The sequence below is a fragment of the Nitrospirillum pindoramense genome, from assembly GCF_007827955.1.
Lineage (GTDB): Bacteria > Pseudomonadota > Alphaproteobacteria > Azospirillales > Azospirillaceae > Nitrospirillum > Nitrospirillum amazonense_B.
Map to the genome: position 1 here is coordinate 251,443 of NZ_VITR01000006.1, position 14,934 is coordinate 266,376.

Annotated in this window: 13 protein-coding genes and 1 tRNA gene; 8 read left to right on the forward strand and 6 right to left on the reverse strand. The window is 68.1% G+C overall.

Annotated elements, in window-relative coordinates:
- Positions 1–53 precede the first annotated feature (53 nt).
- Positions 54–1,469 (reverse strand): DUF2252 domain-containing protein, encoded by a 1,416-nt coding sequence (locus FBZ90_RS12025; protein ID WP_145732401.1) that lies wholly within the window; start codon positions 1,467–1,469, stop codon positions 54–56.
- Positions 1,470–1,746: 277 nt separating this feature from the next.
- Positions 1,747–1,821, reverse strand: a tRNA-Thr gene (locus FBZ90_RS12030).
- Between the two features lie 223 nt (positions 1,822–2,044).
- On the opposite strand from FBZ90_RS12030, the gene FBZ90_RS27810 reads away from it, so the two are divergent.
- The 4 genes from FBZ90_RS27810 to gcvA all read left to right on the forward strand — a co-directional run bounded on the left by FBZ90_RS27810 (position 2,045) and on the right by gcvA (position 5,376).
- Positions 2,045–2,200: a hypothetical protein gene (locus FBZ90_RS27810; RefSeq protein ID WP_186455766.1), complete on the forward strand. Its 156-nt coding sequence runs from the start codon at positions 2,045–2,047 to the stop codon at positions 2,198–2,200.
- A 192-nt stretch (positions 2,201–2,392) separates the two neighbouring features.
- Positions 2,393–2,947 carry a dCTP deaminase gene (gene dcd / locus FBZ90_RS12035; RefSeq protein ID WP_088873773.1) on the forward strand — a complete coding sequence of 185 codons (555 nt, stop codon included), beginning with the start codon at positions 2,393–2,395 and terminating at the stop codon, positions 2,945–2,947.
- A 148-nt stretch (positions 2,948–3,095) separates the two neighbouring features.
- Positions 3,096–4,379 carry a UDP-N-acetylglucosamine 1-carboxyvinyltransferase gene (gene murA / locus FBZ90_RS12040; RefSeq protein ID WP_145732403.1) on the forward strand — a complete coding sequence of 428 codons (1,284 nt, stop codon included), beginning with the start codon at positions 3,096–3,098 and terminating at the stop codon, positions 4,377–4,379.
- A gap of 76 nt (positions 4,380–4,455) precedes the next feature.
- On the forward strand, positions 4,456–5,376 hold the full coding sequence (gene gcvA / locus FBZ90_RS12045; RefSeq protein ID WP_145732405.1) for a transcriptional regulator GcvA: 921 nt from the start codon (positions 4,456–4,458) through the stop codon (positions 5,374–5,376).
- On the opposite strand, the gene FBZ90_RS12050 is transcribed toward gcvA, so the two are convergent.
- The 4 genes from FBZ90_RS12050 to FBZ90_RS12065 form a co-directional block, all read right to left on the reverse strand.
- Positions 5,361–6,158: a crotonase/enoyl-CoA hydratase family protein gene (locus tag FBZ90_RS12050; protein ID WP_145732407.1), complete on the reverse strand. Its 798-nt coding sequence runs from the start codon at positions 6,156–6,158 to the stop codon at positions 5,361–5,363. The genes gcvA and FBZ90_RS12050 overlap by 16 nt on opposite strands.
- 136 nt (positions 6,159–6,294) lie before the next feature.
- Entirely contained in the window at positions 6,295–9,408 is a 3,114-nt protein-coding gene (locus FBZ90_RS12055; RefSeq protein ID WP_246130386.1) for a ligand-binding sensor domain-containing diguanylate cyclase, read from the reverse strand.
- A gap of 180 nt (positions 9,409–9,588) precedes the next feature.
- Complete coding sequence (locus FBZ90_RS12060) at positions 9,589–10,131, reverse strand: FKBP-type peptidyl-prolyl cis-trans isomerase (RefSeq protein WP_145732412.1); 543 nt, start codon at positions 10,129–10,131, stop codon at positions 9,589–9,591.
- A 117-nt stretch (positions 10,132–10,248) separates the two neighbouring features.
- Positions 10,249–10,806: a hypothetical protein gene (locus FBZ90_RS12065; RefSeq protein ID WP_145732414.1), complete on the reverse strand. Its 558-nt coding sequence runs from the start codon at positions 10,804–10,806 to the stop codon at positions 10,249–10,251.
- A 359-nt stretch (positions 10,807–11,165) separates the two neighbouring features.
- On the opposite strand from FBZ90_RS12065, the gene FBZ90_RS12070 reads away from it, so the two are divergent.
- The 4 genes from FBZ90_RS12070 (at position 11,166) to FBZ90_RS12085 (ending at position 14,919) form a co-directional block, all read left to right on the forward strand.
- Positions 11,166–12,407: a glycosyltransferase gene (locus FBZ90_RS12070; protein WP_186455767.1), complete on the forward strand. Its 1,242-nt coding sequence runs from the start codon at positions 11,166–11,168 to the stop codon at positions 12,405–12,407.
- A 296-nt stretch (positions 12,408–12,703) separates the two neighbouring features.
- Positions 12,704–13,087: a chemotaxis response regulator CheY gene (locus FBZ90_RS12075; RefSeq protein ID WP_276509093.1), complete on the forward strand. Its 384-nt coding sequence runs from the start codon at positions 12,704–12,706 to the stop codon at positions 13,085–13,087.
- Positions 13,087–13,968, forward strand: coding sequence for a protein phosphatase CheZ (locus FBZ90_RS12080; RefSeq protein ID WP_186455768.1), 882 nt, complete (start codon positions 13,087–13,089; stop codon positions 13,966–13,968). Before FBZ90_RS12075 ends, FBZ90_RS12080 begins: the two co-directional genes overlap by 1 nt.
- Before the next feature lie 195 nt (positions 13,969–14,163).
- Positions 14,164–14,919 (forward strand): substrate-binding periplasmic protein, encoded by a 756-nt coding sequence (locus tag FBZ90_RS12085; protein ID WP_186455769.1) that lies wholly within the window; start codon positions 14,164–14,166, stop codon positions 14,917–14,919.
- The last annotated feature ends 15 nt before the right edge of the window (positions 14,920–14,934 follow it).

The window sequence follows — 14,934 nt, forward strand, 5'->3', positions numbered from 1 at the left end:
GCAAAATCGCGACGATCAGGCTTCGGGTTACATGTGGGGGCGGCGACCGACGCTCAGCCGCCCTTCTTCCCCTTGCCTTTGCCCTTGGCGGGCAGGTCTGCCACCGCCAGCCGGCCATCGGCGACAGCCTGCTTCAGAAGGGCGTGATCCGCCGCGCTGATCTCGGCATAGCCGGCGGCGAAGCCGGCCACGGCGTCGTCAAAGGTCTCGGAATTGCCGAGGTAACCCGCGATGAGCGCGGCATCGCCGGAGCGGGCGTGGGCACGGGCCAGCGTGGCGCCGCACAGGGTGGCATAGAAGTCCAGGCGGTCGCCTTCCATCAGGGTGCCGGCCGACGCCAGGCGGCGGTCCTTCAACTGGCGGATATAAAAATGGCGGCCCGCGTCATCCGCCGCCCACCCCAGGAAACCATCGCTGACCGTCTGCAGGGTGCGCTGTCCCACCACAACCCGCTGTCCCTGGTTGGCGTAGGGGGACGCGCCGGCATAAGGCGCCAGGACGGACGTCATCGCCTCCTTCACCTGCAGGAACAGGGGATGGCCATCGGGGTCGATGAACAAGCCGATGGCGCAGAACGTGCCGACGGAGCCGACGCCCACCACCTTGAAGGCCACGTCGGCCAGCTGATAGCGGTCGATGAGAAAGCGCCGTTCCTCCGGCAAGGTGTCCCGGTAGCGGGCGAACAGGGCGCGGGCACGCAGGGCCGCCTGGCCCTGACGGTCCGTCTCCTCATCAAAATGATAGATCAGGGGCGGGGCGTCACGGATGCGAGCCTCACGCCCGTCGCCCTCGGCAAGGCGGGGGAAATCGTCACCAGCCGACGGGGTGGCGGCGGCCTTGGCCAGCAGGTCCATTTCCTTGGCGCGGGCGGCCTCATCTTGAATGCATTGCGCCATGGCGGTGATGTCCACCCGGCTGGTCCAGGCGACCAGCGGATCCAACGTCGCCAGTTCGGCCATGCGCAGGCGATAGGCGGTGACGGCGGCCCGGGCCATGTCCTTCGCGGCACCGGGCGCGTGACCCGCATCCTGGGCGGCCAGCACCAGGGATGCCGCCAGCCGCTTCACATCCCATTCGAAGGGGGCCGACTGCGTCTCGTCAAAGTCGTTGAGATCGAAAACCGCCCGCCCCTCCGGACTGGCATATACGCCGAAATTCATCAGGTGACAGTCGCCGGATGCCTGGACGCGGATGCCGCTGACCGGCAGTTGTCCCAGGTCGCGGGCCATGACGGCCGCGGCGCCACGCAGGAAGGTGAAGGGGCTGGCCGCCATGCGGGCCCAGCGCACCGGCAGCAACGACTGGATGCGCTGCGCCGAGGTCGACAGCAACAGGGCGATGGGGTCGGACCGGCCCGCCAGGGATGGCAAGGCGGCATTGCCGGAGCGGGGGGCGGCGTCGCGCAGGGCCTTGCCGGCCTCCTTGCGTTTTTCCGCGGGCAGGGCGCGCAGGGCGGCGAGGTCGGGCATGAGGCATCTCCGGGCGGTGGCGGTTCGGAAAGGCGGCAGGGCCGCCACGGCGAGCGCCAAAGTGTCGGAATGGATTGTGGCACCGATATGAACCCCGCCCAAAGGGTCGGGTCACAAACGCGGCGGCGCGTGCGGTGTTTAGGGGGCGGACTTTTAACCGGACGCTGGACCGTTCCCTACCCGGACATGGAAACGACAAGCCACAGAAACGACAACAGCCCGCACCGTCACGTTACCGCGACGCGGACCTAAGCATTTGATTTTTAGGAAGTTCGGATGGTGCTGCCAGAGAGGATTGAACTCTCGACCTCTCCCTTACCAAGGGAGTGCTCTACCACTGAGCTACGGCAGCGCCCGTCCGGTGGGCGGGGTAATTGCCACAGGGGCGGAGGGGATGCAAGCCTTTTGAGCGAAGAAAATGAAAGAATTTTGATCGGGACGTCGGCGATGCCCCGCCTCACCAGGCCGAAACCCTTGGCGCGCCGCCATTCTGCGCCTATTTTCGAAGCCCCGCGATAGGGCAAGCGCCACAGGCGCCCACCACCAGCCCAGCCCCTCAGGAGTAGCACCACCCCATGACCGACAAGCCGCCCGCGAAATCCGGCGCCGATAAGTCCATGACCCGGGAGGAGCGTCTGGCCGCCGCCCTGCGCGAAAACCTGCGCCGCCGCAAGGTGCAGTCGCGCGAGCGGGAGGACGCCGCCGACACCCCGGCGGCCGATGGCGAATAAGCCCGGCGGCTTAACCACATCTGGTGGGTGGGGCAGCGTGGCGGTGCCCATTCCTGGTGCGTATCCCCGCCAGGCAGGCGCCCCCGGCAAGCGTCAGAGTCACCTTGAGCGGCGGGCGGCGAGGGTCTAAGAAGAGCAATACGTATTGCATCGCGCGATACATGACACCCATCCACCGCAGGAGCGACGCCCATGGCCATCATGCCCGACACCTGGATCCGCGACATGGCGCAGAACCGGGGCATGATCGAACCGTTCGTGGAGGCGCAGAAGCGCGAGGGCGTCATCTCCTACGGCCTGTCCTCCTACGGCTATGACGCGCGCGTGGCGGACGAGTTCAAGATTTTCACCAATGTCGACAGCGCCATCGTCGATCCCAAGCGGTTCGACGACGCCAGCTTCGTCGATCGCAAGACCGATGTCTGCGTCATCCCGCCCAACAGCTTCGCGCTGGCCCGCACGGTGGAGTATTTCCGCGTCCCCCGCGACGTGCTGGTGATCTGCCTGGGCAAGAGCACCTACGCCCGCTGCGGCCTGATCGTGAACGTCACGCCGCTGGAGCCGGAGTGGGAGGGCCATGTGACCCTGGAAATCAGCAACACCACGCCACTGCCCGCCAAGGTCTACGCCAACGAGGGCCTGTGCCAGTTCCTGTTCCTGAAGGGCGACACCATCTGCGAGACGTCCTACGCCGACCGCTCGGGCAAGTATATGGGCCAGCGCGGCGTGACCCTGCCGCGCCTGTAAACGGCGGCCCGCTCGGCCATCCGGGCGGCGGCCCGCCGTCGCCCCAATTCCGCCACACCTCTTCGTCATTACCCTTTCCGCCATTTCAGCCGGCACCGCCCGACACCGGGCCCAAGACCGGCACGTTCGAACCGATCGGCCCTTTCCCATGGACAAGTTACGCATCCGCGGCGGCGCGCCGCTGAACGGCAGCATCCGCATCAGCGGCGCCAAGAACGCGGCCCTGCCGCTGATGGCCGCCTGTCTCCTGACCGAGGGGACGCTGACGCTGGACAACCTGCCTCACCTGGCCGACATCACCACCATGGCCAACCTGCTGGCCCAGCATGGTGTGGACATGGTGTACGAGGGGGGCGCCACCTCCTGCGCCCAGCGGGCGGTGAACCTGACCGCGGCCACCATCACCTCCACCGAGGCGCCCTACGACCTGGTGCGCAAGATGCGCGCCAGCGTGCTGGTGCTAGGCCCCTTGGTGGCCCGCTTCGGCAAGGCCAAGGTTTCGCTGCCTGGCGGCTGCGCCATCGGCACCCGCCCCGTCGACCTGCACATCAAGGGGCTGCAGGCCATGGGCGCCAAGATCGAGCTTGAGGCCGGCTATATCCACGCCTCCGCTCCCGACGGGTTGCGGGGGGCCGAGTTCGTCTTCCCCCAGGTGTCGGTGGGCGCCACCGAGAATTTGCTGATGGCCGCCTGCCTGGCCAAGGGCGAGACGGTCCTGATCAACGCCGCGCGTGAGCCGGAGATCACCGACCTGGCCCACTGCCTGGTGGCCATGGGCGCCGAGATCCACGGCATCGGCACCGACCGCCTGCACATCGTTGGCAGGCCGACGCTGCACGGTGCCCGCCATCGCATCGTGTCCGACCGCATCGAGACGGGCACCTATGTCATGGCCGCCGCCATCACCGGGGGCGAGCTGGAACTGGTGGGCGGCAACCTGGAGCACATTCAGGCCGTGGCCACGGCCCTGACGGGAGCGGAGGTGGTGTTCACCCCCACCGACACCGGCTTTAAGGTGAAGCGCGCCAACGGCGAGGTGCTGGGCGTGGACGTGATGACGGAGCCCTTCCCCGGCTTCCCCACCGACCTGCAGGCCCAGATGATGGCGCTGATGTGCACCGCCAAGGGCGCCTCGATGATCACCGAGACCATCTTCGAGAACCGCTTCATGCATGTGCCGGAACTGGCGCGCATGGGCGCCAACATCACCGTCCACGGCTCGTCCGCCCTGGTGCGCGGCGTGCCGCGCCTGACCGGCGCGCCGGTAATGGCGACTGACCTGCGCGCCTCGGTTTCGCTGGTGCTGGCCGGATTGGCCGCGCAGGGCGAAACCACCGTCAACCGCATCTACCACCTGGATCGCGGCTATGAGCGCATCGAAGACAAACTCAACGCCTGCGGCGCCCAGATGGAGCGTCTGAAGGGCGACTGACGCGATGGCATCCTGGGGGCGTGGCATCCCGTCCCCAGGATGAATTATGCTCATCCGAAATGGATGAGCCGTCGCCATGCCCTACCACCTGCCGCCGCTGAGCACCCTGCGTCCGTTCGAGGCGGCGGGACGGCATTTGAGCTTCAAACGGGCGGCGGAGGAGCTGAACCTGACGCCCAGCGCCGTCAGCCACGCGCTTCAGACGCTGGAGCAATGGCTGGGCAGTCCCCTTTTCCTGCGCCAGCACCGCAGCCTGGCCCTGACGGCGGCAGGTCAGGCCTTGCTGCCTGAAGTCCGCGCCATGCTGGACCGGCTGGCCACCGTGACCGCCGCCCTTCCCGGCACCACACCGGCGGGGTCATTGACCGTCAGCGTCGCCCCCACCTTCGGCTTGCGCTGGCTGGTGCCGCGCCTGCCGCGCTTCCGCGACAAGCGCCCCGACATAACACTGGTACTGGACACCAGCCACCGGCCGGCCGATCTGCCCCGCGACGGGGTGGACGTGGCCATCCGCATGCGCCAGGACGACTGGCGGCCGGAGGAGGGAACCAACCTGCACGCCAGCCGGCTGGTGGATGAGTCCCTGGTGCCGGTCTGCGCCCCCAGCCTGGCCGCACGGCTGAACTCCGTGGCCGATCTCGCGGCCCACCCCTTGCTGCATGTCGATAGCGTGGCGGAGGAATGGGCCGCCTGGGCGGCGCGGCGCGGCGCCTTACCGTCCCCCACCGCCCCGGGCCTCCATTTCGACACGGTGCATATGGCGCTGGAGGCGGCCGCCAACGGCCTGGGGGTCGCCATGGGCCGCCTACCCGTCGTGGAGGGGGACTTGGCCGCCGGCCGCCTGGTCGCCGTACTTGGGCCTCCCCAGGCCATACGCACCAGCTATTGGCTGGTGACCAGCCGAGTGGGCCGCAACCGCCCGGAGGTCGCGGCCTTCCGTGCCTGGCTCAAGGCGGAACTGTCCGCCCTTCCACCCCCTGGTCAGCGTCCGGTGTAGACGGCAGGGCGCCGCTCAATCCAGGCACCGAGCCCTTCCGTCAGGTCGTGGCCGGGTACCAGGGCGGCGAAGGCCGTGCTTTCCACCGCCAGCCCTTCGGCGATGGGCACGTTCACCCCGCGCGTCACGGCGGCGAGGATACCGGCCACCGCGCCGGGCGCGTGGCGAATGATGCGGCGCGCCAACTCCCGGGCGGCGGGCATCAACTGGTCATGCGGCACCACGCCGTTCACCAGCCCCAGGTCCAGCGCCCGCTCCGGCGTGAAGCTGTCACCAGTCAGCAGAAGCTCCAATGCCCGCTTGCGTCCCGCCAGACGGGGAAGGCGCTGCGTTCCGCCAAAGGTGGGCGGCATCGCCAGTTTGATCTCCGGCTTGGCGAACAGCGCGCGGTCGCTGGCCACGGCAAGCGGCGCGGCCTCCGTAATCTCGCAGCCGCCGCCATAGGCCAAACCGTTGACGGCGACGATGATGGGCTTGGGGTAGGCTTCGATGCGGCTGGTCAGCGCCTGGCCCCGGCGCACGAAGTCGCGCACCGCCGCCGCCGCACCCCGGCGAACGCTGGCCGCGAATTCGGGGATATCACCGCCTGCGGAAAAGGCACGGTCGCCAGCCCCGGTCAGGATGACGGCGCGCACCGCGCCGTCATCCTCCATCGCCTCGAATGCGGCCAGCAGGGCGTCCACCAGCGCATAATTGAGGGCATTCAGCTTTTCGGGCCGATTAAGGGTCAGGGTGGCGATGCCGTGGTCATCGACGGCGCTGATCAGGATGGGCGTGGTCATGGGACACCTCAATGGGAAGGATGCCCCCACTGTTCCCCGGTCACCGCCGCCCGGACAAACGGGCCTTTCTCACCCTCAGGTGAAGGATTCTCATCCGATATCGTGGCAAGGACCACCCAGGCGGGACCCCGCCCAGTCAGGCGGGGGTGCCGTCCGCATACTCTACCCGGTTCCGTCCCTGGTGTTTGGCGCGATAGAGCGCCTGGTCCGCCCGCTTGATGATCTCTGCCAGGGGCGGCACCGAATTGCCTGGCCCCACGCTGATGACACCGAAACTACAGGTGACGGTCAGGCTGACGCCGAAGGCGTCGACATGCACGCCTGGCGCCAGCCCATCCGCGTCCGGGTCTTCATGGGGTACAGCGGGGACACCGTCGCCCAAGGGAATGGGCGTCTGGCGAATGGCGTCGTGGAGGCGGTTCAGCACATCGGCGCAATCATCCCGCCCCAGCCCGGGCAGCAGGATCAGGAACTCCTCGCCCCCATAGCGGCCGACGGCATCATAGCTGCGCACGGCGGCCGACAGCCGGCGCGCCACCTCGACCAGCACGGCATCGCCCGCCGGATGACCGTGGGTGTCATTGATGCGCTTGAAATGGTCGACATCCGCCAGCACCACGGTCAGCGCGCCATCATCCCGCCGGCGCGCCAATTCCAGTTCCAGCAGGTCCAGGATGGCGCGACGGTTCCACAAGCGGGTCAGGCTGTCGTACATGGCCAGTTGGCGCAACTGCTCGCGCGAGGCCTCCAGCTCGCGGGTTCGCGCCTCCACCAGGATTTCCAGGGTGCGGCGCCGTTCCAGGTCGGCGTGGCTGCGCCAGCGATAAATCGCAACGCCCAGCGCGACGATGCCCAGGGCGGCACCGGCGAAGAACAACCTGGTCTGCCACCAGGGGGGCCGGATGGTGAAGGGCACCAGGACGGACGGCGCCATGGCCTGCAACGCCGTGTTACGGGCGACAATCTCCAGCTCATAGGCACCCGGCGGCAGTGCCGAATAGCGGATTTCCTCCGTGGCGGTGATGTTCCAGTTCCCTTCCAGACCATTTAGGCGATAGCGATAGATTTGCCCCCCGCGGCTGCGGAAGCTGGGGGTGGTCAGGTGGAAGGTCAGCGGGGAGGTATCCCACGGCAGTTCGAAATTGCCATCCGCCGGCAGGTCGACGCCGTTACGCTCGATGCCCGTGACCCGGGTCACCAGCGCCGGCCGATTGAACAGCAGATCCGGCCGGGTGATGTGTGTCAGCCCCTTGCTGGTGCCCACCCACAGGGTGCCGTCGGCATCCTCCATCAAGGCGCTCTGGTTGCAGTCGTTCCATACCAGGCCGCTGTCGTGGCTGAACTGCCGCAGGGCCCCGGCATTCCACACCAGGACGCCACTGTCCGTGGCCAGCCATATCCACCCCCGCCTGTCCTCGACCACGCCCAACACCTGGCGGTCCCCCACCAGATCGTTCGCGACATCACCCACCGGCTGCAGCAGGGTGCCGCCCGCGCCCGACGCTGCGCCCAGCGGTTCCCGCAGATGCGCCAGACGGACCGTCTCGCCCCCCAGCCACAGGCTGCCGTCACGGGCGCACGCGATGACGTTGAAGCGGGTGCTGGAGGCCACACCGGCGATGCCAGGCGCCGTCCACTTGCCCTCGCCATAGCGCAGCAAGCCGGCTTCGGTTGCGAACCACAGGGCCCCGGACGGCGCCTGGCAACCGCTGGAAATCGAACTGTCCGGGGGAATGGGCAGGGCGGCACCCAGGGGCGTCACCTGCGGATCGGGTCCGTCCGGCCTGTCGACGACGAATAGGCCCTTTTTCCGGGTCATGACCCAAAGTCGCCCCCGGTCGTCGACCAGCAGCTGGAAGATCAGGGGCAAATGGCCCACGACGACGGCCGGCGGCGGCTCCGCGCCGTTCTTGCCGGCATCCTGATAAAACAGCAGGCCGGAGAAGGTGCCGCCCCAGAGGCGCCCCGACTTGTCGAGCGTCAGCGCGCCCACCTGGTGATTGCGCACCGGTTGCCCGCCCGGCGCCGGGCCCAAGCGCGGGACGCCGTCATCCTCATCTTCCAGGCGCGCTAGGCCGGCGTCGGTACCGATGACCAGCCCCCCCGCGCGGTCACGGTGGAAGGACCAAACCGAGTCATGGATCAGTCCCTGGCGCGCCGTCCAGTTGGCCCAGCTGCGATAGCCGACCCAGTGTGTCAGCCCCAGGCCGCCGGAGCCTATCCAAAGATCGCCGTCATGATCGACTAGCAAGGCGCTGACCTCCCGCGCGGGCAGGCCATTGGCGTCGCTCACCTCTTCCCAATGGGGCTCGGTGTCCCCCTCCCCGGCGCGCACCAAGCGCATCAATCCCCGATCGCCGAAGGTGACGATGGCACGGTCCATGTCCTGCAGCAGCGGCAGGAACACCCGCACGGTGCTGCGGTTCGACGGCTGTGGCAGTTCCGCCGTGAAGCGACCGGCACCGGGGGCCAGCGCCAGCAGCTGATGGGTACCGCGCGCCCACAGCGTTCCGTCCACATCGCGCACCACACCGCCCCAGCGATCCTCGGGCACGCCCTGGTCGGGCCCCCACAGCGTCACGACGCCCTGACGTATCTCGCACAAGGCTTCCGCGCAGCCCAGCCAGATATCGCCGCCCCCCTGCTCCCCTACGCCGAAAACCCGAACGCTCAGGATTCGGGCAAGCGCCGGTTGGGCCGCCTTCTGTTCGGCTGTGAAATAGGGGTGGGCGACCCAGCTGGGGCCGGCGGCGGCGGACCTTTCCGCCTCCACCACCAGCAGTTCCTCCCGTCCCACGACCAGCAGACGACTGGCATCAAGCGACGCCAACTTCTGCCCCTGCCAGACCGGCACGGGACGTCCGTCCCGTGTCACCGGAACGAAAGCGCGGCGGCCATCCCAGCGATAAAGTCCCCCCGTGGTGCCAACCCACAGAACACCGGACGGAGTGATGTGAACAGCGCTGACATAGGGCTCTTTCAACCCATCAGCGGGGCCAAAACGCTGGAACTTTCCGCCATCGAAACGATAAAGGCCATTCTCCGTCCCCACCCAGAGGAAGCCCAGGGAGTCCTGGGCCAGGGCGGTGATGGACAGGTTACCCAGACCGTCCTCTTGGGTATAGGAACGGAAAGCGTATTCCTGGGCTGTCGCCGGGGACCGCACGAACCCCAGGCCCAAAACAAGAAAAAGGAGGACGGCCGCCCAGCGGCCCAGCCTTGCCCCCCCTGCGGTGGTGGCGGTTGCCATGCTCACGATGGTGGCTGGATCCAAAACGTTGCCTATGTCTGCCCCCTACCATCCTCGAGGTTATTCCCCGGATGGCGTATGCCCCATGATCTGACGGGGTTGGACGCGACAACGCAAGGCCCTTTAAGGGCCCGTCTGGCAAGGCGGTACCGGAGGAGCGACGGGCGTGGTGCCGTAGGATCAGCCGGCGCCCTTGCTGCGCAGCTCACCAGGCATGACTTCGAACAATTCAACCTTGAAGATCAGGGTGGCGCCGGGGGGAATGACTCCATCGCCCGAGCCCTTCTGGCCGTAGCCCATTTCCGCCGGGATGACCATTTCGATCTTGTCGCCGACATGCATGCGGGGGACCACCTCGACCCAACCCTTCACCACCTTTTCCAGCGACATGACCGCCGTCTCGTCCCGCTGGTAGGAGCTGTCGAAGACGGTGCCGTCGATAAGCCGGCCCTCGTAATGCACACGGATGCGGTTGCTGGGGCCGGGCTGCTGGCCGACCGCCGGTTCCTTCTTGCGCAGGAAGCGATAGGCCACGCCGTTGGTGGACATTTCCACGCCGGGCTGCTTGGCGTAATCCAGGATGAACTGGTGCTGGGCGTCGACCTGGCCACCGATGGCCGGGCGGGCGTTCAACGGCACCTGCGCCTGGGCGGCACCTGCCAGGAACGGAAGGGCCAGCGTCGCCGCCAGCAGGGTGGAGTACATAAAGTTATGCCCGCGCATCAAACCGCTCCTGCGAAACCGGCCGCCCGCCAGCCACCCGACAGGGCGGCGTCAGGCGATGGGCGCCGGTGTTTATACCCTGGACCGTGGCTTGCCCCCACCACGCGGGAATAAGGATTACGGCTTGGGCGCGTCCCCGCGCAAGCCCTCCGGCACGGGCGCGTCGATTGGGCCGAAATTCATCATGGTGTAGCCCTTGGGCAGCTCGAACAGGCCGCCGTCCTGGCGCCCGCGCTTCAGGTCGGCAAGGTCCAGCCGGATGTTGACCGGCCCGTCGCCGTCATTGGCCGTGCCCTCGACCCGCATGTAGATCCCATCGGTGGTGGACCAGACTTGGCCCTCGAAGCCGCCGCCCTGCTCATAGGTGCCGACGACACGATAGCGCACCACCGCCTCGCCCCCCAATGTCTCCCGCCCCAAGGCCTCGGCATCCAGTTGGGACAGGCGGGTCAAGTCGGGCGCGGCCTCCGGGTCCTGGGGCGACAAGGGGGCCGCCATGTGCGATTCCGGCTGCAGCACGAACGCCGCGTCGCGGTCGGGGCGCAGGATCAGGATGGTGCTGAGCCCGCCTTCCGTCATCTCACGCCGTTCCCGTCCCTGGTCCCGGAAAATGCGCAGGTCCTGGCGCACGCCATTGACCGTCAAGGCCTCAGCCGCTTGATAGTCACCGCCCATCCGGGGCAGCCCGCCCGCCGGAAGATCGCCCGCCGGCCGGGCAGGGGCTGGCTTAACAGGCGCCGGTTTGGCCGGCGCCGCGGCCGCGGGGGACGTCTTGGCCGATGACGCCGTCTGCGAAAACGCGGCGGATGATAGCGTCAGGAGGATGGCGGGCACGAGCCCCGCGAGGAGGAACGGACGTCGCATGGGCGGAATGCCCCTTCCGGTATGGCGAGAGTGGGACGGGGACCCTAACGTCCGAGCCGGTGCCAGGCAATGACCGAGGCCCGTCCGCCGGATGGACCTCCCCCTCTTGCCCCACCCCGGCATCCGGCGTAAGCCCTGGGCATCAACCCGTGCAAGGCAGGCGTCCCCTCGTGAAAATCCTGATCATCGCTGCCGGGTCGCACGGGGACGTCCTGCCCTTCATCGCCTTGGGCCGGGAATTGCAGCGGCGCGGGCACGCGCCGCATCTCTATGCCGCCGCGGTGTTCGAGACCGTGGCGCGCGAGGCGGGCCTGCGCTTCACGGCGGTGGGCACGGCGGAATTTTACGACGCGCTGCTGCGCCATCCCGATTTGAACCGCCCCCTGCGCTCGCTGGGCGTCATGGCGCGGGCCATGGAGCAGACGGGCGAGACCGCCTGGCCCATCTTGGATGCCGCCGTCATACCCGGGGAAACGCTGGTGGTCGGCAGCACGCTGGCCTTCGTCATCCGGTCGCTGGCGGAACGGCACGGGGTTCCGTGCGTCACGGTTCACCTGGCCCCCGCCGCCCTGCGCAGCGAGAACACCCTGCCAGGCCCCGCGAACGGCATCACCCTTCCGCCCTGGCTGAAGCGCCTTTTCTGGCGCCTGGTGGACGCCCTGGTCGTGGCGCCCACTCTGGGCGCGGTGCTGAACCGCCACCGGCGCGCCATTGGTCTGGCGCCGGTGCGCCGGCCCATGGGGGCGTGGCTGAACCAGTCTGACCGGGTGATCGGGCTGTTTCCCGACTGGTTCGCGCCGCGCCAGCCGGATTGGCCGGCAAACCTGGCCCTGACCGGGTTTCCCCTCTACGACGGCCTGCCGGGAACGGACTTGCCATCCGATCTTGCGGATTTCCTGGCGGCGGGGCCGGCGCCCGTGGCCTTCACGTCCGGCACCGCCACGGCGCGCGCCCTGGATTTCTTCGCCACCTCGGTCGCGGCCTGCCGCCTGTCCGGCCACAGGGCCATCCTGCTGACCCGCCATGCCGACCAGGTGCCGGCCTCCTTGCCGCCGGGCGTCATCCGCGCGGATTACGCCCCCTTCAGCCGGCTGCTGCCCCGCTGCGCCGCCTTCGTCCACCATGGCGGCATCGGCACCACCAGCCAGGCCCTGGCGGCGGGCGTGCCGCAGCTGATCCGCCCCATGGCCCACGACCAGTTCGACAACGCCGCCCGCGCCGTGGCGCTGGGCGTCGCCGCGCGGCTGTCCTTGCGGGACTATCGCCCCGCCGCCGTGGCGGCAGCGCTGACGCGCCTGGACACCGACGCGACGTTGAGGCGGCGGTGCGCCGAGGTTGCGGCCGGCGTCGGCACCGGCACCGCCGTGGCGGAGGCTTGCGACCATATCCTGGCCTTGGCCGCCCAGCCCTAGCCCCGATCGGCGCGTCCATCCAAGAGTTGCAGGGGTCTCAAGCCTTTGACGGCGGCCCTGGTACACCGGGCAAAGAGACAAGCTATCCCGGGGCGATGCTTGACAACCGTTTGGGCCCCTTCCAAAGTGCCGCGCGGCGCCGTTCAGAAGGGACGGGGCCGGGGAGTGTTTTCATGTCCCGGAATGGGCAGAATGCCCACCCGGCAGGATTTCCTGACCGGCCACCGGATCGGAGGGGGCACTCTCCCGCGCCCTGTTTCCATCCTCCGCTCAACTTTTGGCTCTTGGGGGTTTGCGTGTCCTTGAATATCCAGGTCCTTGTCGTCGACGACTATGCGACGATGCGGCGCATCATCAGGAACCTGCTCACGCAGATCGGTTTCACCAAGATCGACGAGGCCGCCGACGGTGCCGAGGCCTTGGCCAAGCTGCGCGCGTCCAGCTTTGGCCTGGTCATCTCGGACTGGAACATGGAACCGATGACCGGCCTGCAACTTCTGAAGGAAGTGCGCGCCGACGTCCGGCTGAAGGGCACGCCCTTCATCATGGTGACCGCCGAGTCCAAAACCGAGAACGTGGTCGCCGCCAAGGAAGCCGGCGTCAACAACTACATCGTGAAACCTTTTAACGCCGACACGCTGAAGAAAAAGATCGAGAGCGTCATCGGCGCGTTGGGGTGATGCCTGTGTCGGATTTCTTTTCCGACCTGTCTGACGAGGAATACGCCCGTATCGAGGACGCGCTGCAGTCCACGGCGCGGGGTCGTGCTTTTCTGCGCATGCGGGACCGCCGGGGCCGCGTCGTCGCCATCGATGACGTGCGCCGCCTGCTGAAGGAAGCCAAGACGGGGGGCGAGGTCGACAGCTCCGGCGCCCATATCCGCATCCTGCGCCGCGAGTTGCAGGAGATGGCGTCGCACATCGCCCAGACCCGGCGGGAGATCGCGGCCCTGAAGCCGGACGACCCCTCAGCCAACCGCATCATGCTGGCGACCGAGGAATTGGACGCCATCCTCCAAGCCACCGAACATGCTACCACCGAGATCCTGAACGGTGCCGAGCGCATCCAGTCGGTGGCCGACCGCCTGCGCACCGAGTCGCCGGCAGTGGCCGGAGAGCTGGATAATGAGGTCATGGAAATCATGACCGCGTGCAGCTTCCAGGACATCACCGGCCAACGCATGACCAAGGTCGTGAACACCATGCGCTATATCGAGCGCCGGGTGCACACCATGATCGAGATCTGGGGCCTGGAGAGCGAAGCCGCCGAGGCCATCATGGACGATCCGCAGGATGTCCGGCCGGATTCGCACCTGATGCACGGCCCGGCCCTGCGTGGCGGCATCGACCAGAACATGGTGGATGCGCTCATGGACGGCGGTTTCGCGCCGGTGACGCCGCCCGCCCCCCCTCCGCCACCGCCCGCGCCCGTCGCCGCTCCGGCGCCGGTCCCCCCACCGCCGCCACCTCCCCCGCCGCCGCCCAAGCCCGCGAAGGCGCCTGAACCGCCCAGCAGCGACGGCAAGCTGAGCCAAAGCGCCGTGGACGATATGTTCCCGTAACGCCAACACCCCCGGCCCCCTGGTCCGGGGGTTTGCTTTGCCTCCTGTAGAAGCCCGTATGAAAGATCGTGGCCGGACGACATAAGCGGGCGACAGCCCCATCGTCCTTTGCCATCCTGTCCGGGAATGACCTTGGATGGTTCGGCTGGCGACCGGTTGGACTGGATTTCCCCAGGCTGGGATGGGACGGCGCGGATGAGGGCATCCGGCAACAGCATCGCCCGAGGCGAGATTGACCGCCGCCGCCTTCTGGGTCGCGGCTTGGCCTGGGGCGCATTCGCCCTGACGGCAGCGAGTGGCGGCGTGAAGGCACAGCCCGGTGTTATCCGCATCGCCGGCAACCCCGCCTGGTACCCCTACAGCTGGGAGGAGGGCGATCACCTGCGCGGCCTGGGGGTGGAGCGCGCAGACGCCGCCCTCGGACACATGGGCCTGTCCACCGTCCCGCTGGCGTTCGGCCGTTGGCAGCGCGCCCTGGCGGCACTGGCCCATGGCCAGGTGGACCTGCTGGTTTCCGCCCTGTGGAACGCGGAGCGGACGGATCGCATGCTCTATACCGCGCCCTATGCCAATGATGAGGTGTGCGCCTTTGTCCGCCGCCAGGACATGGGCGCGTATCGCGGCGTGGACGATCTGTTGGGACGCGTCGGTGTCGCCCCGTTGGGCAGCGCCTACGGCGCCGACATGGATGCGCTGGAGGCGCGTGGCCTGAAGCTGGAGCGCAGCGGCACGGTGGAGGGCATGCTGCAACGCGTCCGCTATGGCCGGGCGGATTTCTGCGTGCTGGTGCGCCTCAACGGCCTGCACCTGCTGGAGAGGATGCGATTGGAGGAGGAGCTGGCGCCCCTGCCCTTCGCCCTGGCCGCCCTTCAGGTCCGCATGCTGATCCGCCGCGATGGCCCCCTTGCCGGCCGCTTGGACGCCCTCAACACCATCATCACCGATGCCTAGCGGACCATGTCACGC

Bases quoted from the DNA above. Each gene is read 5' to 3' on its own strand.
- FBZ90_RS12080 (WP_186455768.1), top strand. From the start codon at position 13,087: ATGCCTGTGTCGGATTTCTTTTCCGACCTGTCTGACGAGGAATACGCC.
- FBZ90_RS12025 (WP_145732401.1), bottom strand. From the start codon at position 1,469: ATGCCCGACCTCGCCGCCCTGCGCGCCCTGCCCGCGGAAAAACGCAAG.
- FBZ90_RS12060 (WP_145732412.1), bottom strand. From the start codon at position 10,131: ATGCGCGGGCATAACTTTATGTACTCCACCCTGCTGGCGGCGACGCTG.
- FBZ90_RS12085 (WP_186455769.1), top strand. From the start codon at position 14,164: ATGAGGGCATCCGGCAACAGCATCGCCCGAGGCGAGATTGACCGCCGC.
- murA (WP_145732403.1), top strand. From the start codon at position 3,096: ATGGACAAGTTACGCATCCGCGGCGGCGCGCCGCTGAACGGCAGCATC.
- dcd (WP_088873773.1), top strand. From the start codon at position 2,393: ATGGCCATCATGCCCGACACCTGGATCCGCGACATGGCGCAGAACCGG.
- gcvA (WP_145732405.1), top strand. From the start codon at position 4,456: ATGCCCTACCACCTGCCGCCGCTGAGCACCCTGCGTCCGTTCGAGGCG.
- FBZ90_RS12065 (WP_145732414.1), bottom strand. From the start codon at position 10,806: ATGGGCGGTGACTATCAAGCGGCTGAGGCCTTGACGGTCAATGGCGTG.
- FBZ90_RS12055 (WP_246130386.1), bottom strand. From the start codon at position 9,408: ATGGCAACCGCCACCACCGCAGGGGGGGCAAGGCTGGGCCGCTGGGCG.
- FBZ90_RS27810 (WP_186455766.1), top strand. From the start codon at position 2,045: ATGACCGACAAGCCGCCCGCGAAATCCGGCGCCGATAAGTCCATGACC.
- FBZ90_RS12050 (WP_145732407.1), bottom strand. From the start codon at position 6,158: ATGACCACGCCCATCCTGATCAGCGCCGTCGATGACCACGGCATCGCC.